General features: G+C 72.9%; 19 protein-coding genes. 3 read left to right on the top strand and 16 right to left on the bottom strand.

Translation table 11 applies throughout. The annotated features are described in order from the left end of the window. Positions 1 to 41: 41 nt before the first annotated feature. The 8 genes from ACIQV3_RS22160 to ACIQV3_RS22195 form a co-directional block, all read right to left on the bottom strand. Positions 42 to 1,856, bottom strand: coding sequence for a cation acetate symporter (locus tag ACIQV3_RS22160; RefSeq protein ID WP_403714248.1), 1,815 nt, complete (start codon positions 1,854 to 1,856; stop codon positions 42 to 44). Between the two features lie 224 nt (positions 1,857 to 2,080). Beyond that, a complete protein-coding gene (locus ACIQV3_RS22165) occupies positions 2,081 to 2,356 on the bottom strand; it encodes a hypothetical protein (protein WP_403714250.1) in 276 nt (91 codons plus the stop codon). A 183-nt stretch (positions 2,357 to 2,539) separates the two neighbouring features. Further along, on the bottom strand, positions 2,540 to 3,415 hold the full coding sequence (locus ACIQV3_RS22170) for a LytR/AlgR family response regulator transcription factor (RefSeq protein ID WP_403714252.1): 876 nt from the start codon (positions 3,413 to 3,415) through the stop codon (positions 2,540 to 2,542). 76 nt (positions 3,416 to 3,491) lie between these two features. After that, entirely contained in the window at positions 3,492 to 4,076 is a 585-nt protein-coding gene (locus ACIQV3_RS22175; protein ID WP_403714254.1) for a hypothetical protein, read from the bottom strand. Positions 4,077 to 4,732: 656 nt separating this feature from the next. Next, positions 4,733 to 5,686 carry an SCO0930 family lipoprotein gene (locus ACIQV3_RS22180; RefSeq protein WP_403714601.1) on the bottom strand — a complete coding sequence of 318 codons (954 nt, stop codon included), beginning with the start codon at positions 5,684 to 5,686 and terminating at the stop codon, positions 4,733 to 4,735. A gap of 139 nt (positions 5,687 to 5,825) precedes the next feature. Continuing rightward, positions 5,826 to 6,980 (bottom strand): GDSL-type esterase/lipase family protein, encoded by a 1,155-nt coding sequence (locus ACIQV3_RS22185; protein ID WP_403714256.1) that lies wholly within the window; start codon positions 6,978 to 6,980, stop codon positions 5,826 to 5,828. Continuing rightward, positions 6,977 to 7,852: an SDR family NAD(P)-dependent oxidoreductase gene (locus tag ACIQV3_RS22190; protein ID WP_403714258.1), complete on the bottom strand. Its 876-nt coding sequence runs from the start codon at positions 7,850 to 7,852 to the stop codon at positions 6,977 to 6,979. Before ACIQV3_RS22190 ends, ACIQV3_RS22185 begins: the two co-directional genes overlap by 4 nt. Then, a complete protein-coding gene (locus ACIQV3_RS22195; protein ID WP_403714260.1) occupies positions 7,849 to 8,973 on the bottom strand; it encodes an LLM class flavin-dependent oxidoreductase in 1,125 nt (374 codons plus the stop codon). The genes ACIQV3_RS22190 and ACIQV3_RS22195 overlap by 4 nt, the downstream gene beginning before the upstream one ends. A 308-nt stretch (positions 8,974 to 9,281) precedes the next feature. On the opposite strand from ACIQV3_RS22195, the gene ACIQV3_RS22200 reads away from it, so the two are divergent. Then, positions 9,282 to 10,766 (top strand): amino acid permease, encoded by a 1,485-nt coding sequence (locus ACIQV3_RS22200; protein WP_403714262.1) that lies wholly within the window; start codon positions 9,282 to 9,284, stop codon positions 10,764 to 10,766. 10 nt (positions 10,767 to 10,776) lie between these two features. After that, the gene (locus ACIQV3_RS22205; RefSeq protein WP_243334460.1) at positions 10,777 to 11,232 is read left to right on the top strand and encodes an Lrp/AsnC family transcriptional regulator; all 456 of its coding nucleotides are present in this window, start codon (positions 10,777 to 10,779) and stop codon (positions 11,230 to 11,232) included. On the opposite strand, the gene ACIQV3_RS22210 is transcribed toward ACIQV3_RS22205, so the two are convergent. The 8 genes from ACIQV3_RS22210 to ACIQV3_RS22245 all read right to left on the bottom strand — a co-directional run bounded on the left by ACIQV3_RS22210 (position 11,210) and on the right by ACIQV3_RS22245 (position 18,909). After that, positions 11,210 to 11,659 (bottom strand): WhiB family transcriptional regulator, encoded by a 450-nt coding sequence (locus ACIQV3_RS22210; RefSeq protein WP_403714264.1) that lies wholly within the window; start codon positions 11,657 to 11,659, stop codon positions 11,210 to 11,212. The two genes, ACIQV3_RS22205 and ACIQV3_RS22210, sit on opposite strands and share 23 nt — an antisense overlap. A gap of 75 nt (positions 11,660 to 11,734) precedes the next feature. Beyond that, complete coding sequence (locus ACIQV3_RS22215; RefSeq protein WP_403714266.1) at positions 11,735 to 13,384, bottom strand: IS200/IS605 family accessory protein TnpB-related protein; 1,650 nt, start codon at positions 13,382 to 13,384, stop codon at positions 11,735 to 11,737. Beyond that, on the bottom strand, positions 13,377 to 13,958 hold the full coding sequence (locus ACIQV3_RS22220; RefSeq protein WP_403714268.1) for an IS607 family transposase: 582 nt from the start codon (positions 13,956 to 13,958) through the stop codon (positions 13,377 to 13,379). Before ACIQV3_RS22220 ends, ACIQV3_RS22215 begins: the two co-directional genes overlap by 8 nt. 149 nt (positions 13,959 to 14,107) lie before the next feature. After that, positions 14,108 to 15,253, bottom strand: a complete 1,146-nt coding sequence (locus ACIQV3_RS22225; RefSeq protein ID WP_403714270.1) for an LLM class flavin-dependent oxidoreductase — start codon at positions 15,251 to 15,253, stop codon at positions 14,108 to 14,110. A 73-nt stretch (positions 15,254 to 15,326) separates the two neighbouring features. Next, on the bottom strand, positions 15,327 to 16,694 hold the full coding sequence (locus ACIQV3_RS22230) for an NtaA/DmoA family FMN-dependent monooxygenase (RefSeq protein ID WP_403714272.1): 1,368 nt from the start codon (positions 16,692 to 16,694) through the stop codon (positions 15,327 to 15,329). A gap of 26 nt (positions 16,695 to 16,720) precedes the next feature. Continuing rightward, on the bottom strand, positions 16,721 to 17,920 hold the full coding sequence (locus ACIQV3_RS22235) for an LLM class flavin-dependent oxidoreductase (protein ID WP_403714274.1): 1,200 nt from the start codon (positions 17,918 to 17,920) through the stop codon (positions 16,721 to 16,723). Positions 17,921 to 17,981: 61 nt separating this feature from the next. Then, positions 17,982 to 18,092, bottom strand: coding sequence for a putative leader peptide (locus ACIQV3_RS22240; RefSeq protein ID WP_403714277.1), 111 nt, complete (start codon positions 18,090 to 18,092; stop codon positions 17,982 to 17,984). A 109-nt stretch (positions 18,093 to 18,201) separates the two neighbouring features. Beyond that, the gene (locus tag ACIQV3_RS22245) at positions 18,202 to 18,909 is read right to left on the bottom strand and encodes a GNAT family N-acetyltransferase (protein ID WP_403714279.1); all 708 of its coding nucleotides are present in this window, start codon (positions 18,907 to 18,909) and stop codon (positions 18,202 to 18,204) included. Between the two features lie 283 nt (positions 18,910 to 19,192). Here ACIQV3_RS22245 and ACIQV3_RS22250 point away from each other — a divergent pair, with 283 nt between their 5' ends. Then, a complete protein-coding gene (locus tag ACIQV3_RS22250; protein WP_403714281.1) occupies positions 19,193 to 19,681 on the top strand; it encodes a hypothetical protein in 489 nt (162 codons plus the stop codon). The last annotated feature ends 134 nt before the right edge of the window (positions 19,682 to 19,815 follow it).

The following is a 19,815-nucleotide window of genomic DNA, read 5'->3' on the forward strand; positions in this document are numbered from 1 at the left end:
TGTCACGAGAGCACTGCTTCCGATCCGGTCTGCCGCTCCGGTCACAGCGCACCGCCCTTGTCTGCCGGGGAGGCCGACGCGGCCACCGTGCCCCCGGGCGCCGTGCCCCCGGGCGCCGTGCCCCCGGCCCCCGCGCCTCCGGGCGCCGACCCCGCCACGTCCTCCGGCAGGTGCAGCCGCGCCAGCGTCGCCGCCGTGCCCGGCGGGATCCGCCCGCGCGTGCCCAGCGACACCACCACCATCGTCAGGAAGCCCAGCGGGACCGACCACACCGCCGGCCACGCCAGCAGCGTGTTCACCCACCCCGCCGGCGCCAGCCCGGCCCGCGTCGCCAGCACCGCGCCGAGCGCCGCCCCGCCCCCCGTCACCAGCCCGGCCACCGCCCCCGGCGGCGTCAGCCCCCGCCACCAGATGCCCAGCACGAGCAGCGGGCAGAACGAGGACGCCGACACCGCGAAGGCCAGCCCCACCGCGTCCGCCACCGGCACCTCCGTCACCGCCACGCTCCCCGCCAGCGGCACCAGGATCGCCACCAGCACCGCGACCCGGAAGCTCCGTACCCCGCGCGCGGGCAGCACGTCCTGGTGCAGCACCCCCGCCACCGCCATCGTCAGTCCCGAAGCCGTGGACAGGAACGCCGCGAACGCGCCCCCCGCCAGCAGCGCCCCCAGCAGCTCCCCGGCGAGCCCGCCCACCACCCGGGCCGGCAGCACCAGCACCACCGCGTCCCCCTCCCCGGTCAGGGCCAGCTCCGGGGCGTAGATCCGGCCCAGCGCCCCGTACACCGGCGGCAGCAGGTAGAAGGCGCCGACCAGGCCGAGCACCACCAGCGTGGTGCGCCGCGCCGCCCGGCCGTTCGGGCTCGTGTAGAAGCGCACCGCGACGTGCGGCAGGCCCATGGTCCCGAGGAAGGTGGCCAGGATCAGCCCGTACGTCGCGTACAGCCGCAGCTCGGGCCGGTCCCCGGACAGCGGCTCCGACCAGCTCGACACCCCGGGCCCGGCCTCCGCCCGGCCCTGCGGCACCGCGGAGTCCGGGGCGAACTCCAGCCGCGCGTGCGCCCGTACGGAATGCTGCCCGGCGCCGAGGGTCACGGACTGCCCCGCGTACGCCCGCCCGTCCACCTGCCCGGTCACCGTCACCGTCAGCGGCGCGTCCAGGGAGAGCCGTACGTCCTCGGCCAGGGTGACGGCGGTGTGCTCGCGGAACACCGCCGGGGCGTCGAAGGAGGCGCGCGGGGCGCCGTCCCCGGCCCAGGCCGCCAGCAGGAAGAAGGCGGGCACGAGCAGGGCGGTGAACTTCAGCCAGTACTGGAAGGCCTGCACGAAGGTGATGGACCGCATCCCGCCGGCCGCCACCGCCGCCGTCACCACACAGGCGACGACCACCCCGCCCACCCAGTGCGGGGCCCCGGTCAGGATCTCCAGGGTCAGCCCCGCGCCCTGGAGTTGCGGCAGCAGGTACAGCCAGCCGACGCCGAGCACGAACAGCACCGCGATCCGGCGCACCGCCTGCGATTCGAGCCGGGCCTCGGCGAAGTCGGGCAGCGTGTACGCGCCCGAGCGGCGCAGCGGGGCCGCGACCAGTACCAGCAGCACCAGGTACCCGGCGGTGTAGCCCACCGGGTACCAGAGCATCTGCGGCCCCTGGAGCAGCACCAGCCCGGCCACGCCGAGGAAGGAGGCCGCCGAGAGGTACTCGCCGCCGATGGCCGCCGCGTTGAGGCGCGGGCCGACGGTGCGCGAAGCCACGTAGAAGTCCGAGGTGGTACGGGAGATCCGCAGGCCCAGCGCGCCGACCAGGACCGTGACCAGGACGACGACGGCGACCGCGGTCAGCGCGTACGTCTGGTTCACCGGCGGTCCTTCGGCTGGGGCGCGGGCGCGGGGCACGGCCCGGCGGGGATGTCGGGTCCCGGCCGTGTGCCGGGGCTCCGGGAGTCTACGCACGCCCCCGGACCGGGCGACAGGCCCTCTGGAGCCGAGCCTGTCGCCAAACGCCCGCCCGCCCTTCGGGCGACGACGGGAGTTCGACGACGGGAGTTCGACGACGGGCCCCGGCAGGTCAGGCCGGATAGGGCTCAGCGGGCGGGATCGCGGTGCTCCGCGCAGTCCCGCAGGGCGATCTCCAGCTCCACGTACGATTCCTCGGCGCGCCGGAAGGCCAGCGTCAGGGCCGCTTCGGCCCGGGGCGGCAGATGTCCGTACGCGCCCTCGTGGGCCTCGTACAGGACGTCGGCCCAGCGGGCGGCCGCGCTCCGGAGCCGGGCCAGCAGCACTTCGGCCTCGGCGGGACCGGCCGGGCGGGTGCGCGGCAGTCCGGTCAACGCGCCGAGCAGCGCCTGGATTTCGGACATCTGCCACCTCCCAGGGCCGAAGATCCACGATACCCGCGGGGGTCCGCGCGGGCGGCCGGTCCGGCCACCGCTGCGGCCGACGGCCCGGGTGGATCGCCGTACGCCCCTGTCCGCACGGTGAACGGTCCGTCGCCACGCCGGACGGCCGGCGCGCTCCCGCCCCTTCCCGAAATCGGGGCTGGTTCAGCCCATTGCCTGGCGCATCAGCAGGTCCCGCAGCTCCCGTGTGTGTCTGCGGCTCACCTGGAGCTCGGCCGAACCGACGCGGACCGTGGTGGTCCCGGAGTCCAGGCGCAGTTCGTCGATGCGGGCCAGGGCCACCAGGTGGCGCCGGTGGATGCGGACGAACCCGCGGGCCGCCCACCGCTCCTCCAGGGTGGCCAGCGGGATCCGCACCAGGTGGCTGGTGCCCTCGTCGGTGTGCAGCCGGGCGTAGTCGCCCTGGGCCTCCACGTAGGCGATGTCCGCGATCGCCACGAAGCGGGTGACGCCGCCCAGTTCGACGGCGATCTGGTCGGGCGCGCGCTCGGGGGCCCGCTCGGGGGCCCGCTCCCCGCCGCGCGCGGCGGGGAGCGCCGCCACGGGGGCCACGGGGGCTCCGGGGGCTCCGGGGGACTCGGGGGCGGACACGGCCTCGGGTGCGGCCGTCGTGGGCCGCTCCCCGGTCCGGCCGGACTGCTCCCAGGCCCGCCGCACGGCCTCGGCGAGCCGCTCCGGCCGGACGGGCTTGAGCACGTAGTCCACGGCCTTGAGGTCGAAGGCCTGTACGGCGAACCCCTCGTGCGCGGTGACGAAGACGATCAGCGGCGGCCGCGCGAACCCGGCCAGCAGCCGGGCGATGTCCAGGCCGGTCAGTCCCGCCATGTGGATGTCGAGGAAGACCACGTCGATGACGTCGGCCCCGTCCGGGCCGCTCTCCAGCGCCCGGGTGATCCGGCGCAGTGCCTCGGTGGCGTCCGAGGCGCCCTCGGCGCTGAGCACCCGGGGGTCCGAGCGCAACAGGTAGAGGAGCTCTTCGAGCAGGGGCTTCTCGTCGTCGACGGCCAGTACGCGCAGCATGATGCGGAGTTTAAGAGGTGTTCTCGTCCCGGGGGAGCGGGCGGTTCCGGCCCGGCTCGGCGGGCGCCGGCGAACCTCAGGAACCCGGAGTCCCGCGCATGACCTTGCCGGTCTCCGCGTCCACCATGGCGATCGCCGTTTCCCGGCCCGCGGTCGCCGGTCCGAGAACGGGGAACCTCCACACGGGGCGCCACGTGTCGTGCACCGGAAGCGCCGCCAGGAAGGGGTCGCCCAGATTCGGGGAGGCCGGGGCGGCTGCCTCCATGACGATCGACCGGGCGGCGGCCGCGTCGACGAGGACGGGCGCGAGCCGCGGGTCGGGGATGTCGCGAGACGAGAAGGAGGCGATCCTCCCCCGCGCGTCCACGACGAGATCGAGACGCAGGGGCATCAGCACACCGGCGGCCGTCTTCTTCCAGCTGATGTGCCAGTCGCCCATGTCGCCGCTCGGCTCGGCCTTCACCGCGGCATCCCGGGCCCACGGGAAATGCTGCCGCATGTACGCGACGGCGGCCGCCGTCGCCGGCTCCTTCCCCATGCGCTGAGCCTCGGGTACGGATTCCACGGGCAGGGAGCTGGACATCCGCAGCTCCCGCCGGTCGGGCCAGGAGAACTGCAGGGAAGCCGAATCCGCGGCCACGGTGATGAACTCGATCCCCACGTGACGGCCAGCGCCACCGACACGACGACGGCTGCCGCGGCGTACCGGCGTGGTGCGCGCGAATGCCGAGGAGGCGGCGGAGGAGGCGGCGGAGGAGGCGGCGAGGCCGGTTCTCCGGTGCGGCTGCGTCCGATGGAGCGAGCCACGAACCATAGGGCGGGCGCGAGGGCGGCGACGCCCAACGCGAAGGCGGCCCACAGCGCATTGCTTTCAATGATTACCGTGTCAGACATCCGAATCCATCCGGCCTTCGCGAAGACTCAACGGAAAATCGGGGTGGGGAACGAATTCGCCACCCCGACCGGTCAGCAAAGGTTCATCGGCGGAACTCGATGGATGCCGGTGTTGGCTTCCATCATGCCAACGACCGTCGAGCAGTTGTACTGTGCGAGGTCCCACAGCTTCAGGTACCGGGTCCCCGCGGGCTGCCTACGCCAGTCGGGATCCCAGTAGTTGGCGTTCCAGACGTTGTGGCCCGATCGCATGTCGACGGTCGCACCACTGTTCTTCTTGTAGCTGACCTCGATGCGCCCCCAATGCGCCGTGATATTCGTCCATTGGCGGTGCGCGGAACGGTGCGCGGCCCCCGCCCCCGGGGGAGGGGGCCGGGGGCCGCGCGGTCGGGGGGCGGATGGGCACCGGTCAGCGGGCTGGGGCTACGGGACCGTGATGAGCTTGCCGTCGGGGGCGACCGCGTACCAAGTGCCGCCGACGCCCTGGCCGTTGATGTCGCCAGCCTTCTTGTCGCCGGTGAAGGTGTAGACCGGCCAGCAGTTCACCGTCTGCTGCTTCTTGCCGTCGGGGCGGTCGAGGACCAGGTAGTTCTTCTCGATGATCCCCTTGGCGTTCGCCCGGTCCACCGGCGGCACGACCGGCCACTTGGCCACGCAGGCGCCCTCGCACTTGGAGGCCATCGGCCACGCGGTGTCCGGCTTGAACCGGTAGACGGTCATCCCGTTGCCGTCGACGATGTGCTCGCCGAGCTTCGGGTCCTTGGCCACGGTCAGCGCGCCGGCGGTCTGGCCCGCACCGCCCGGCGCGGGGGCCGCCTTCGCCGCCTTCTTGCCGTCGGGGGCCGCCGCGAACCAGGTCCCGCCGACGCCCTGCCCGTTGGTGTCACCCGCCTTGGTGTCCTTGCTGAACCGGTACACGGGCCAGCCCGCCACCGTCAGCTGCTTGCTGCCGTCCGTACGGACCACCTCGCCCAGCAGCGCCGGGTCCATGCCCGCGGCCGCGGTGGCGTCGCCGGCCGCGACCACCGGCCAGGTCTTCGCGCAGTCCCCGTCGCAGGTGGACTTCGACGGCTTGGCGGTGTCCTTGTCGAAGCGGTAGAGGGTGAAGCCGGCGCTGTCGGTGAGGACCGAGCCGAGCTTCTCGTCCTGGGCGATGGCCAGTTGACCGCCCGGCTTGGCGTCGCCGGCCGAGGCCGCCGCGTCGGACCCGGACCCGGATCCGTAGGCGTCGCCCGAGGAGGGAGCCTGAGAGGGAGCGGCGACCGCTCCGGCCGGCTGGGTGGTCTCGCCCGCCGTGTCGTTTCCGCCGCACGCGGTCGCGGTGAGTGCGACGACGACCGCCACGGCCGCCAGGGTGGTTCCGCGCTTGATGCCCATCTTGATCTCTCCCACGTGTGTGTCCCTGCCTGCGCCGCCGCGTCCGTCCGCCGGAGCGGAGTGGAGCGGCGGCAACTGTGTGCAGGACACGACCCGTCGGAGCCGATCTGTTCAATTCCTCCGATGTGGGCTGTTTCACTCACCCCGAGCCGAACCCGGCCCGCTTCATGGCCGTGGCCACAGCGAGGCCGAGCGTGCGGTGTCCCGCGTCGTTGGGGTGCAGTCCGTCCGCCAAGTGCTCGGGGCCCAGCAGCTCCCGCCCCGGGAGCAGCACCAGCCGCTCGTCCCCGGCGGCGATCCGCTCCCGGGTGGCCCGCTCCATCGCGTCGCGCAGGGCGCCCAGGGTGGCGCCCAGCTTGTTCGGGGTGCGCTCCGCGTCGGGGCGCAGCACGGGGGAGAGGAGCAGCAGCGGGGTCCGGGGGTGGCCCTGGCGGACCAGTTCGAGGAACGCGCGGGTGGTCTCGTACAGCAGGGGGGCCGAAAAAGGTACGCGGGACCAGCAGTTGGTGCCGAAGGCGAGGGTGAGGGCGTCGGCGGGGAGTCCGGCGAGCTGCTCGGCGCAGGCCAGCTCCCCGCGCGCGGCGCCCGCGTAGCCGAGGTTGACGGTGTCCCAGCCGAGCGCCCGGCCGGCCACCGAGGGCCAGCCGTGCGCGGGCCGGGTGGACCACCAGCCCTCGGTGATGGAGTCGCCGTGCACCACCCAGCGGGTGGCGGGCGGGGCGGGGGCGAGGGGGCCGCCGATCCCGCGCAGGCCGAGGATCAGCGGGGACTGGGTCTCGGGCGGGTGGATGGTGAACGGGCCGGACCCGCCGGGCAGTTCGAGGCGAACGACGGCTTCGGCAGCCGGCTCGGTGTACAGCTCGCCGACCACCCCGTGCCGGTCCCACAGGGCGAACCCGTGCGCGAGGTCGCGGAGCGCGTCGGTGGGGCCGGGCACGGTCGCCCGGTAGTGGATCTCCACCGCCCGGGTGCCGGGCGCGGTGAACTCCAGGCGCACCCCGATGGGCAGGGTGGCCCGCTCGCCGGTGTCCCAGGGCAGCCGCATGGTGTCGGCCGGGTCGGCCCGCACGGGGCGGCCCCCGTCCAGCCAGGCCACACCGCGCAGGAAGGGCCCGGGGTCCAGCCAGGGCCCGGCGTCCGCGCCGGGGTGCGCGGCCGGGGACGTACTCGGGTCCGCGCCGGTGTGCGCGTCCGCGTCCGCGCCAGTGTGTGTGCCCGCGTCCACGTCCAGGTCCACGTCCACGTCCACGTCCACGTCCGCGTCCGCGTCCGGTCCGGCTTCCCGTGTGCTCATCGTGCGCCTCCGACCGTCGGGTACGGGAACTTCACGCCGACGCCGCCGTCCACCACCAGCGTCTGGCCCGTCATGTACGAGGACTGCGGCGAAGCCAGGAAGTACAGCGCGGCCGCGATGTCCCGGGTCTCCGCGACCCGGCCCAGCGGAGCGTTCTCCGCGTTGAGCCGGCGCCCCTCGGGACCCAGCAGGGCGGCGACCCGCGGGGTCCACACCACCCCCGGTGCCACCGCGTTGACCCGTACCCCGCGCGGGCCCAGCTCTACCGCCGCCGAGCGCACCAAGGACATCAGGCCGGCCTTCGCGGCCCCGTACGCGGCGTGCAGCGGTGCCGCGGTGAGCCCGGAGACGGAGGCGACGAAGACCAGCGGCCCGCCGCCGGCCGCCGCGACGGCCTCGCCGCCGTACTGGACGGCCAGCCAGGCGTGCCGAAGCACCAGGTCGAAGTGCCAGTCCCAGCCCTCGTCGTCCAGCTCGGGCAGCGCGGCGTACCGGGCCATGCCGACGATGTCGACGACCCCGCCGACCGGGCGGCCGCCGAGCAGCCGCGGCGCCGCGGTGAAGAGCTCCCGGACCGCCTCGCGCCGCGTGACGTCGGCGGCGTACGGGACGCCCCCGGTCTCGGCGGCGACCGCCCGGGCCCGCTCCTCGTCCAGGTCCACGCACAGCACGCGGGCGCCGCCCGCGGCCAGCGCGTGGGCGGTCTGGCGGCCGATGCCGTTGCCGGCGCCGAGCAGGACGAGGGCGCGGCCGTCGAGGCGGTGCAGGGCGGCGTAATCGGGGACCGGGGAGGTGTCGGGGGAGGTGTAGAGGGCGGCGGCGGGGACGAAGGCGGCGGAGGGGACGCCGGCGCCGTCGGGGCCGTCCTTCACGCCGAGGCCTTCCGGGGGGTGTGGCGGGCCAGCTCCGGGATGACTTCCTTGCCCAGGATCTCCAGGGTCCGCAGGATCTCCCGGTGCTCCAGGTATCCCCACTGGACGTAGCAGATGAGCTGGTCGACGCCGAGGTCCGCGTACCGCTTGGCCTTGGTGACGATCGTCTCCGCGTCCCCGATGAGGATCATGTCCCCGTCGCTGAACTCCCTTACGGGTACATTCCCTTCGAGGATCGGGGTGAGCAGCGGGAAGGTCCGCTCCCGCTCCTCGGGGCTCAGGTGCGGCAGTTCCCAGTCCAGGGTGAACCGGGCCAGGTTGGAGTACCACCAGGCGACCGACTCCCAGACCCGGGGGCCCGGCTCGGCGCGCGGTCCGGTGGCGTGGACCAGGGTGTACGCGGCGACCCGGTCCGTGGTGACGTCGGTGAGGGGGCTCGGGGCGGTGGCCGCGGCCCGGTAGGCGGCCACCTGGGCGGCCATCGCCTCCAGCGGCTGCATGATCGAGAAGGACAGCAGACCGAGGCCGTGCGCGCCCGCGACCTCGGCGGAGCCGGGGGAGGTGGCCGCCATCCAGGCGGGCGGGTGCGGATCCTGCACCGGCTTGGGGGTGACCATGCGGCGCGGGAAGCGGAAGCGCTCCGACTCGTACGCGAAGTACTCCTCGCGCCACATTCCGGTCACGATCTCGATGGCCTCGCGCCAGTCCTCGCGGGACTTCTCCCGGTCCACCCCGAAGGCCGCCTGTTCCATGGGCGTGGACCGGCCGGTGCCCCATTCCACCCGGCCGCCGGAGAGCACGTCGACGGTGGCGACCTTCTCCGCGATGCGCTGCGGCGGGGTGAAGGCGAAGGGGGTCAGGGTCACGCCGAAGCCCAGCCGGATCTGCTCGGTGAGCCCGGCCAGGTGTCCGAGGAGCACCTCGGGGGCCGGGCAGTGCGAGCGGCCCTCGCGGAAGTGGTGTTCGACCGCCCAGACGGTACGGAAGCCCATCCGGTCGGCGAGCCGGATCTGTTCCACCGCCTCCCGGTAAGCGCGCTGCTCAGCGGCCCGCTGGCCGTGCGGGTGGGCTCCCCGCCAGGGCCGCGGCACGTCGATCTCGTAGAGCACGTCCAGGTCCATGGCGGCACGCTGCGGCAGATCTGACGAAGTGTCAAGAATGCCGGTCGAGGTCGCTCGCGCACTGATCGATCATCCCCGCGCAACAAAGGACCATCCAGGACAGATCCGCGCAACGATCAGTCGCCAATGTGCAAGGATGGTGCATTACGGGCGGTATCACTCAGCTCGTAGGCTCACTCGCTGTACGTGGAGTGGCGTGGACCGCCTGCTCGCGGTCCCCCATGCCCAGGCCTTCCCGGCCTGCTCCTGCTCCGGACCGCTGCGGTCGACGCCTGAAACCCCACCCGCAGTGACAAAGGAGTCCCCTCGTGCTCGACCACGGCCAGGCGCCACCGCTCACCCCCGCGCGCCCCAAGGCGGCCCACCCCCTGCTGCGCCGCAAGCCGGTGGAGCAGCTGGTCGCCGAGGGCGGCCAGGGCGAGGGCGGCGCGCTGAAGCGTTCGCTCACCATGTGGCAGCTGACCATGATCAGCATCGGCGCGACCCTGGGCACCGGCATCTTCGTCGTCCTCGGCGAGGCCACCCCGATCGCCGGTCCGGCCGTCTTCATCGCCTTCATCGTGGCGGGCCTGACCGCGCTCTTCTCCGCGCTCTCCTACGCCGAGCTGGCCGGTTCCATACCGGTCTCGGGCTCCTCGTACTCCTACGCGTACGCCACCATGGGCGAGCTCGTCGCCTGGGTCTGCGGCTGGTGTCTGGTCCTGGAGTACGGAGTCTCGGTCGCGGCCGTCGCCGTCGGCTGGGGCCAGTACCTCAACGAGTTCCTCGACGGCACCATCGGGTACACCATCCCCGAAGGCTTCTCCGCCCCGCTGGGCGAGGGCGGCTACATCAACATGCCCGCCCTGGTCGTGGTGCTGCTCTGCATGGTCTTCCTGCTCCGCGGGGCCAAGGAGAGCGCACGGATCAACTCGATCATGGTCGCCGTCAAGATCGTCACGCTGGTGATGTTCTGCGTCATCGGCTTCCTCGGCATCAAGGCCGGCAACTACACCCCGCTGGCCCCGCTCGGCGTCACCGCCATCAGCACCGCCGCCTCCATGCTCTTCTTCTCCTACATCGGCTTCGACGCCGCCTCCACCGCCGGTGAGGAGGCCAAGAACCCGAAGAAGGACCTGCCGCGCGCGATCATGCTCTCGCTGGCCATCGTCACCGCCCTGTACTGCCTCGTCGCCCTGGTCGCCGTCGGCGCCATGCCGTGGCAGGAGTTCGAGGGCAGCGAGGCCGCCCTGGCCAAGATCATGGAGAACGTGACGGGGCACGCCTTCTGGAGCGTCATCCTCGCGGCCGGCGCGATCGTCGCCATCGCCAGCGTCGTCTTCGCCGTCCTCTACGGCCAGACCCGCATCCTCTTCGCGATGTCCCGCGACGGCCTGATGCCCAGGGCCTTCGCCAAGGTCGACCCGAAGACCGGCACCCCCCGCGTCAACACGATCATCGTCTGCCTCTTCTGCGGACTCCTGGCCGCCTTCATCCCGCTGGGCGAGCTGGCGAACGCCACCAGCATCGGCACGCTCTTCGCCTTCGGCCTGGTCAACATCGCCGTCGTCATCCTGCGCTACACCCGCCCGGACATGAACCGCACCTTCCGGGTCATGCTCTTCCCGGTCACCCCCATCCTGGGCTTCCTCTGCTGCGCCTACCTCATGACCGAGCTGCCGGGCACCACCTGGTTGGTCTTCGGTGGCTGGATGGCCGTCGGGCTCGTGATCTACTTCCTGTACGGCATCCGCCGCTCCCGTCTGGCCGCCGCCCAGCAGACCGCTGTACAGCCGGCCGCAGCAGAGAAGTGATCCACGCGCAGTGCGACTGAACGATCTCGACGAACGCATCGTGCACGCCCTGGCCAAGGACGCCCGCCGCTCCTTCGCGGACATCGGCTCCGAGGTCGGACTCTCGGCCCCCGCCGTCAAACGGCGGGTGGACCGGCTGCGCGCCGAAGGAGCCATCACCGGCTTCACCGTCCGCGTGGACCCCGCCTCGATGGGCTGGGAGACCGAGGGCTTCATCGAGATGTACTGCCGCCACAACACCTCGCCGGACGACATCCGGCGGGGCCTGGAGCGCTACCCCGAGGTGGTGTCCGCGTCGACCGTCACCGGCGACGCGGACGCCCTCGTCCAGATCTTCGCCTCCGACATGCGGCACTTCGAGCGGGTTCTGGAGCGGATCGCGGGCGAGCCCTTCGTGGAGCGCACCAAGTCCGTCCTCGTCCTCTCCCCGCTGCTGCGCCGCTTCACCTCCGGGGCGCCCGCGTAGCCGGGCCGCTCCGTCCGGTCCGCCCCTCCGGCGCGGTGGCCGGCGCGGCCGCACCGGAGGCCTGGCCCCGGCCGGTCCTGCGGGAGCGGACGAGCAGCGCGCGGCGCTCCTCCTCGGTCAGGCCGCCCCACACTCCGTACGGCTCCCGTGTGCGCAGGGCGTGCTCCAGGCAGGCGGCGCGCACCGGGCAGTCGGCGCAGACCCGCTTCGCCGCCGCGTCGCGCTCCTCCCGGTCCTCGCCCCGCTCGCCCGCGGGGTGGAAGAACCGGTTCGAGCCGAGCGCGCGGCAGGCCGCCCGCAGCTGCCACTGCCAGTGGTGGGAGCCCAGACCGGGCTGGGTGGCACCGGACGATATCCGGGGGGTCGGGGGCGCGGGGGTCGCGGAGGTCGCGGTGGTCGTGGCGGCCTGGGAGGCCCTGTGGGTCATGACGGATCCTTTCGCGCTGCGGTCGCCGGATGGTCTCCTGCGCGTGTGACCGCTCCGCACGGCACCAAACCGTTCCTACTCAGTGAGCAGGAATGAGTCTTGGACCCATTCCTGCTCACTGCGCGCATCCCGAACGGTTTTGGATGCGCTGGTCTCCCGCGTTCGCTGTGTCCCTGTCCGGGGGCGTCCATCGTGTGCACGTTCCGTGACGGGTGGGCGGGTTTCCTCACGCCCTCGTGCCTCCGGCCCGGCCTGGACGGTCCGATGCCCACGACGATCGCTCTGGTCGTCGTGGGGCGGTACCGTCCGTCGCCGGATCGGGTGCCCGAGGGCGCGTCGTCCGATCGCGATACCTGCGGCATCGTGACGGGACATCTTGCGTCGCGGGGAGGTCAGCGGCTTGCGCCAGTGCTGGTCTCCCCACATCGAGGTGTAGGCCGGGTCCACGGCCACGATGGACAAGTCCATCTCGGCGGCCATCGACACCAGCCGGGCCTTGAGCTTCCCGGTCGGGATACCGGAGATGAGCTGCCGGAACCGCGTCTTGCGGCCGTGCTTCTCGCGGGTCTTCTCCGCGGTGAAGTCCAGGTTCTCCATCGCGATGGCCTGCGCGTCGGCCTGCTTCGTCCAGTGCAGAAGCCGGGTGATGGCGTGGCGGATCTGGGCGTCGCGGTGGTCGGCGGTGCCGGACAGGTCGTAGAAGAACCGCTTCGGGTCACCGACCGGGTTCCCGCAGGCGTCGAGCCGGTAGGCGGCGAGGTGATCGGCGTTCGTGTCCACGCCGACCATGCCCTTCGCGCGGGCGGTCTCCAGCGGGATCGTCTGCACGACGGGCCGTTGCCAGGCCGCGGTGAGGTACCAGCGTCCGCGCTGCACGTCCAGGTGGATGCGGTAGGCCACGGCCCGATTCGCTTCGATCCGGTCGGCCCACTCCTGCCCCCGGTGCGCGAAGGCGATCTTGGAGGCGAGGGCGTACCGACCGCGCGGGGCGTTCGCCAGATCGGCGAGCGGCGTCGGCAGCTTGAGGGAGACCTCACCGTCCGGGGTGACGCGGATCGTCTCGTTCCCGAACCGCTTCCCCGACTCGCCGTCAGCGGCGAGGAACCAGCGCTCGGCTTCCCAGCGTTCCCGCCACTCGGGTTCGGTCAGCTGCGCCGCGGACAGGTTGTGCCGGGTGTTCAGCAGGCGCCGGCCGCCGCGCACCACGTGCACGATCCCGGCTTCCCGCTCGGCACGGGCAACATCGAGCCGGTGCTCCAGGATCGCCAGGCGTCGGGTTTTTTGGAACCACTCGCCCTTCGACCGGTAGCCGCCGGGTGCCCGCTTGCTGCCCTTCTCCCCGATCGGGAGGGACAGCCGGTGCATCAGCGTGCGCACACCGGCCTCAAGCCCTTGTATGTGCGCGAGCTGGCAGCGACGGGACAGCGCCCACTGATCGTGGGTGGCCTTGGTGATCGAGCCGGCCCACCGCGACGAAGAGGAAGCGGTCAGGCACTGCTTCCTGGCCGCCCACCTTTGCGCGTCATGGTCGGCGCCGTCACGGCAGCGGGACGCCAGATCGCGGGACGCGAGCGTGCCCAGGTGCTCGCCGACCAGACGCAACACCTTCTCGTCCTCGGGCGTGAGGCCCTTGAGCCGGTCGCGTATCGCCACACCGGACGGGCCGAGGGAGACGAATGGTACGTCGATGGTGCGGAGCTGCTTCTTCTTCGGCTGCTCAGTCATCGGCAGCCGCCGCTTCCAGGGCTTTCTCCGCACGGTTCTTCGCCGAGCGGCGCCCGTACAGGCGGGCACAGAATGAGGTCAGTACCTCGATCATGTCGCGCACCAGGTCGTCATCGACCTCCCCGTCATCGAGGACGACAAGGCGTCGGCCCGACGCGGACAGGGCGGCTTCGATCAGCTCGACGTTCATCCGGCCGAGCCGGTCCTTGTGCTCGACCACCACGGCGGTCACCTTCGGATCGGCCAGCAGCCGACGGGCCTTCGTGCGTGCCCCGTTCATGCCCGAGGCGACCTCGGACTCGATACGCGCCACCGGCTGGCCGTGCTTCATCGCCCAGGCGGCCAGTCGGGCGACCTGGCGTTCCAGGTCCGCCTTCTGGGCATGCGAGGAAACGCGGGCGTACAGCCCAACACCCCCGACCATCACGGATGGTGACGAGTTCGCCTCAATGTTGACCAGGATCGTGCGTGGTCCCACACGCTCAGCGGGGACCGGCAACGTGCCCTCGCGGAACCAGCGGTACGCGGTATGCGGATGCACACCGTTCGCTATCGCCCACTCCTTGAGGTTCATGCACTGATCGTAATACCCACTCAGAGGCTCTAATGGGCACTAAAGTTCACTCAATTAGCGGCAGTTCGACACCCCCGCAGTCCGATCCCCATCCCACCGCCGGCCGCATGCCCGATCCCGCATCCCCGCGGCCACCGTAAGGGTCCGCCCTACCAGCGCAGATGCCCCCGGCGGGCCCACTCCCCGGCCAGCAGCCGGTACGAGCGCACCCGGTCGGCGTGCCCGTGCGTGATCGTGGTGATCAGCAGCTCGTCCGCGCCGGTCGCCTCCCACAGCCGCTCCAGCGTGTCGGCGACGGTGGCCGGGGAGCCGGCGAACTGGGTCTCGACCCGGTCCGCCACCAGCTCGTGGTCGGCCGCCGACCAGTCCCGGGTCAGCGCGCGGGCCTCCCCGGGCGAGGGGAAGGGAATCGCGCCGTCGCCCGTCCTGATGCCGTGCACCCAGGGCGCGTACCCGGTGGCCAGTTCCCGCGCCTCGGCGTCGTCCGGAGCCACCACCACGTCGGCGGACACGCTCAGGTACGGCCGGTCCAGCCCGCCCGGCTCCCCGGACGGCTTGAAGGCCGCCCGGTAGGCCTCGGCCGCTTCCAGCACGCTCGCCGGGCTCACGTGGTAGTTCGCGGTGAACCGCAGCCCGCCCGCCCCGGCAGTCTCCGCGCTCACCCCCGCGCTGCTGCCCAGGATCCACACCTGCACCTCGGCGCCCTCGCCGGGCACGGCGTGCCCCTCCACGCCCTCCGGCGATCGGTACTCCCCGCGCAACAGGGCCAGTACGTCGCCCACTTGCTCGGTGTACTCCTGCGGCGTGGCACCCGGCAGCTGCAGCAGCCGGTTGTGGAGCGCGATGCGGGGGTGATCGCGCAGGTGGGCCCAGGAGAACGGCTTCGGGATGCGCAGCCCGTTCGCCGTGGTGTACGCCACCGGCGGCTCGGCGCCGGCCCGGCGCGCGGGCGGACCGCCCGCCGAGCGGCCCAGACCGAGGTCGATCCGTCCGGGGTGCGCCGCGTCCAGCAGGCCGAACTCCTCGACCGTGGACAGGGCCGTGCGGTGCCCGAGCTGGACCGCCCCCGAGCCGATCCGGATCGTGGAGGTGGCCGACGCGGTCAGCGCCAGCACGACGGCGGGCGAGGTCCCGGCGACCCCCGTGTTCAGGTGGTGCTCGGCGAACCAGTAGCGGGTGTACCCGAAGCGCTCGGCCTGCCGGGCCAGGTCGACGCTGGAGCGCAGGGCCTCGGCCGCCGTGGAGCCGGACGGGATCGGGATGAGGTCGAGGACTCCGAGCGGGATACCGGGCATGGTGTCGCCCCTTCTCTGTGACGGCTTCGGATACGGGTCTGCGGGCCCGGACGCATGTGCTGTTCCGCGCGCTTCAGCCGCGGACCGGGGCGAGCGCGCGCGGCGCGCCCAGCCCGAGGTGGTCGCGCAGCGTCGGGCCTTCGTACTCCCGGCGGAACACCCCGCGCTCCTGGAGCAGCGGGACGACGGTGTCCGCGAAGCCGTCGAGTCCGCCCGGCGTCAGGTGCGGGACCAGGATGAAACCGTCGGCCGCGTCCGCCTGGACCAGACCGTCGATGGCCTGGGCGACGGTGAGGGGCGAGCCGACGAAGGACTGCCGGGCGGTCGTCCGTATCACCAGCTCCCGGATCGACAGGCCCTCGGCGGCGGCCAGTTCCCGCCACTCCCGCGCGACGGCCACCGGGTCCCCGTGCATGCGCACGCTCGCCCGCCCCAGCGCGATGGTGTTCTCCCCGGGCTCGGGATCGACGTCCGGCAGCGGCCCGTCCGGGTCGTAGCCGGACAGGTCCCGGTTCCACACGTGCTCCAGGTGCTTGATCGCGGTCGCCCCGCTGACCTGCTGGAGCCGCACCTCGTGGGCCAGTTCCCGCGCCTCGGCGTCGGTGTCGCCGAGTACGAAGCTCGCCGCCGGCAGGATCTTCAGCTCGTCGGGGGTGCGTCCGTACCGGGACATGCGCCCCTTCACGTCCGCGTAGAAGGCGCGGCCCTCCTCCAGCGTGCGGTACCGGCCGAAGATGGCGTCGGCGGAGGCCGCGGCGAACTCCCGGCCCTCGTCCGAATCGCCCGCCTGGAAGATCACCGGCCGCCCCTGGGGGCTGCGCGGCACGTTGAAGTGCCCGGAGATGTCGAACTGCTCGCCCCCGTGGGCGAAGGCGCCGGGGCCCGCGTCGCGCAGGAACTCCCCGGAGACCGCGTCGGCGAGGATCTCGCCGCCGTCCCAGGAGTCGAACAGCTCGTGAGCGGTGTCGAGGAACTCCCTTGCCCGCTCGTAGCGTTCCTCGCGCGGCAGGAAGCCGCCGCGACGGAAGTTCTCCCCGGTGAAGGCGTCCCAGGAGGTGACCACGTTCCAGGCGGCGCGGCCCCCCGACAGGTGGTCGAGGGAGGCGAACTGGCGGGCCACCTCGTACGGTTCGTTGAAGGTGGAGTTGATGGTGCCGGTCAGCCCGAGGTGCTCGGTGACGGCGGCGAGTGCCGCCAGCACGGTGAAGGTGTCCGGGCGGCCCACCACGTCCAAGTCGTAGATCTCGCCTCCCTGTTCGCGCAGGCGCAGGCCTTCGGCGAGGAAGAGGAAGTCGAATTTCGCGCGCTCGGCGGTCCGTGCGAAACGGAGGAAGGAATCGAAGTCGATCTGGCTCCCGGCGGCCGGGTCGCTCCACACGGTGGTGCTGTTGACCCCGGGGAAGTGCGCTGCGAGATGGATCTGCTTGAGCGGCTTGCTCATGGCTGCTGTCGGTCCTTCCTGGGGGATCAGGCGGCGGGGGATGCGGAGGAAGCGGAGGAGACGGGTGCGGCGGGTGCGGCGGCGTACCGGTTCGCCGGGCGCGCCAGGCCCAGCAGGCCGCGGAGCGAGGAGGCCTCGTAGGCCCGCCGGAACGCCCCGCGCCGCTGGAGCTCCGGGACCAGTCCGCGGGTGATCGCCGGCAGGTCGTGGGCGAGCACCCCCGGCCGCAGCCGGAAGCCGGTCAGCCCGGCCTCCCGCCACTCCAGCAGCAGGTCGGCGAGGTCCGCCGGAGTCCCCGCGAACACGCGGGCGTCACTCGTGTACGCGGCCCCGTGCGCGGCGTCCAGCCGCTGGAGCCGTCGCTCCGCCGCGGCCGGCCGCTCGTCGAGGAAGACCGTCAGCTCGCCGAACAGGTGCGGGGTGGCGGGGAGCGCGGCGACGGCGGTACGGACCCCGGCGGCGTCGTGCGCCGTCACGTAGCCGATGTCGGCCGAGCGGGCGAGGAAGGGGTACACGGCGGCGTCGGAGGCCAGTGCGCTGACCGGGGGCAGCCCCTGGGGCGGCCGGGGGGTGATGGAGGGGCCCTTCACGCTGAACCGGGGGCCCTCGAAGTCGATGTAGTGCAGCTTGGCGCGATCGATGAACCGCCCGGTGGCCGCGTCCCGGATCTCGGCGTCGTCCTCCCAGCTGTCCCACAGCCGCCGCACCACCTCGACGTGGTCGGCGGCCTCCGCGTACAGCTCGGCTGGATCCAGGGGTGTCGTACGGCGCCCGAAGTGGCGTACCTCGTCCGGCCGTTCGGAGATCTGGATGCGCAGCCCGGCGCGCCCGCGGCTGACGTAGTCCAGGGTGGCGAGCGCCTTGGAGACGTGGAAGGGCTCCGTGTGGGTGGCCACCACGCTCGGCACCAGCCCGATGTGCCGGCTGAGCGGCGCCACCCGGGCCGCGACCAGCACCGCGTCGAGCCGGCCCCGCACCAGGTCGGTGCGGCCGTCGGGCCCCGCCGGATCGGTGGACTGCAGGCTCAGCGAGTCCTCGAAGGTGACGAAGTCCAGCAGCCCGGCCTCGGCCTCGGCTACGAGCGCGGCCCAGTACCCGGCGGTGAACAACCGGTCGGCTCCGGCCCCCGGTTCGCGCCAGGCGGCGGGATGCCAGCCCGCACCGTCGAGGGCGACGGCGAGGTGGAGCGCGGGGGAGGGGGAAGAGGGTGAAGGGTGCACGGGCATGACGGAACTGTCTCCTGATCGGACGGCGCGGCGAAGAACGAATCGGATCGCGGAACGCTGATCAGGAACGACAGAGGGAACCGGCGACGCGCAGGAGGTCGATGTGCGCGCGGGAGTGCAGGTGGACGGAGCGGCCCCGGGTGAGGGCGTCACCGGCGGTTCGTACGGTCATGCCCGGTCACCCCCTTTCGCCTCGTGCTCCGGTCACCTCGTGCTCCGGTCGTCCCTCCGACGCTAGATCAGGGGGGACCGGGCCACAACGGGTGGAATGTCAATCCGTGTTAACGCTTCGTGTCGGGCGTGCGAAGCCCGATGAAGACCGGCTCGCGGCGCAGGGTGAATCCCATCGACAGGTACAGCCCCACGGCCTGGGTGTTCTGCGCCGCGGCGTGCAGGAACGGGGTGTCCCCGCGCTCCTCCACCGCGGCCGCGACCGCGCGGACCAGCCGCCCGGCGAGCCCCTCGCCACGGTGACCGGGGTGCGTGCACACCGCGCTGATCTCCGACCAGCCCGGCGGCCGCATCCGCTCGCCCGCCATCGCGACGAGCCGGCCGCCCCGGCGGATCCCGAGGTACGTGCCCAGCTCCACGGTGCGCTCCCCGAACGGGCCGGGCCGGGTCAGCCCGACCAGCTCCAGCATCTCGGGCACGTCGGCGGGCCCCAGCGGGACCGCCTCCGGCTCCTCCTTGCCGCGGACCGCCCTGCCGTCGAGCTGCACGCCCGGTATCGACATCAGGGTCTCCCAGCCCGCCGGCGGGGTCGGCAGCCCGGTCACCCAGACCTCCCGGCCGGGGCCGACGAGCTCGGCCAGATCCGCCCAGGCACGCGGATCCTCCGGGTCGTGGAGCGCGGCGAAGGGCGATGCGCCGGCCGCGTACCGGGCGGCGAGTCCGGCGGGACCGGCCTCGGCGAAGCCCCGGTGCGGGCCGTCGAGCGCGGCCCAGACGGGATTGTCGAGGACTGCGTCGGGCCGGGACTCGCGGGACATGGGGAGCTTCCTTCCATCGGGCGCAGGCACTCGTGCGGGCGGTCTTGACGGCCCCTGGCGGTGCCACGAGACTGCGAACGCCAGCCTAACGGGGGCAGCGGACAGGAAAGGGGGCCCGGTGGACCAGCTCACCGCACCCTCCTCCTCGACCACCCCGCTGCGCCGCTCCTGGCTCACCCGCCGGCTGCACATAGATCTCCTCCGCGTCTGCAGTGCCACGGCCCCGGCCTCCTGAGGCCCCGCCGAGCACGCACGTACGTACGCAGTCAGACCGAGGAGAGCCATGCCCCAGACCCCCGTGCAGACCCATGCCCATGCCCATGCCCCTGTGCAGACCCATGCCCAGCCCCCTGTCCTCCAGCCCGCAGTCCTCCAGCCCCCCGTCCTCCAGCCCCCCGTCCTCCAGGGCCGCGGCCGGGCCGCCGTCCTCCGGGGCCGGATCGGGACCGGCTTCTCGCCGGAACCGCACCGGTACCGGCTCTACGTCGCCGCCGACGACTGTCCGAGCTGCCTCGGCGTCACCGCCGCCTTCGCCGATCTGGGTCTGCGGGACACCGTGGCCCTGACCGTCCTGCGGCCCGGCTCCGACCCCGCCGGGCACGAGGCGCTGCGCCGCGCCTACGAGGCCGCCGGGCACGACCACGACGGGACGCTCACGGTCCCCGCGCTCTGTGACGGCTGGAGCGGCCGGGTGGTCTCCAACCACGCTCCCGACATCCTGGAAGACCTCCGCAGGCTGAGCGTGCACCCGGCCTTCCGTCCGGGCCGGTAGGCCCCCCGAAAAGGTCATTCGGACCGTTCCCAGGGCCCTCGCGCAACGAATCGCCGCCTTCACCCGCCGATGCGCAACGAATCGATGCGCGGAGCGCAACGGTCGCGCCTTGTCCCCGTCGAACGCACGAACGT

It is taken from the genome of Streptomyces sp. NPDC099050, from assembly GCF_044759865.1.
In the GTDB taxonomy this organism is placed as follows: domain Bacteria; phylum Actinomycetota; class Actinomycetes; order Streptomycetales; family Streptomycetaceae; genus Streptomyces.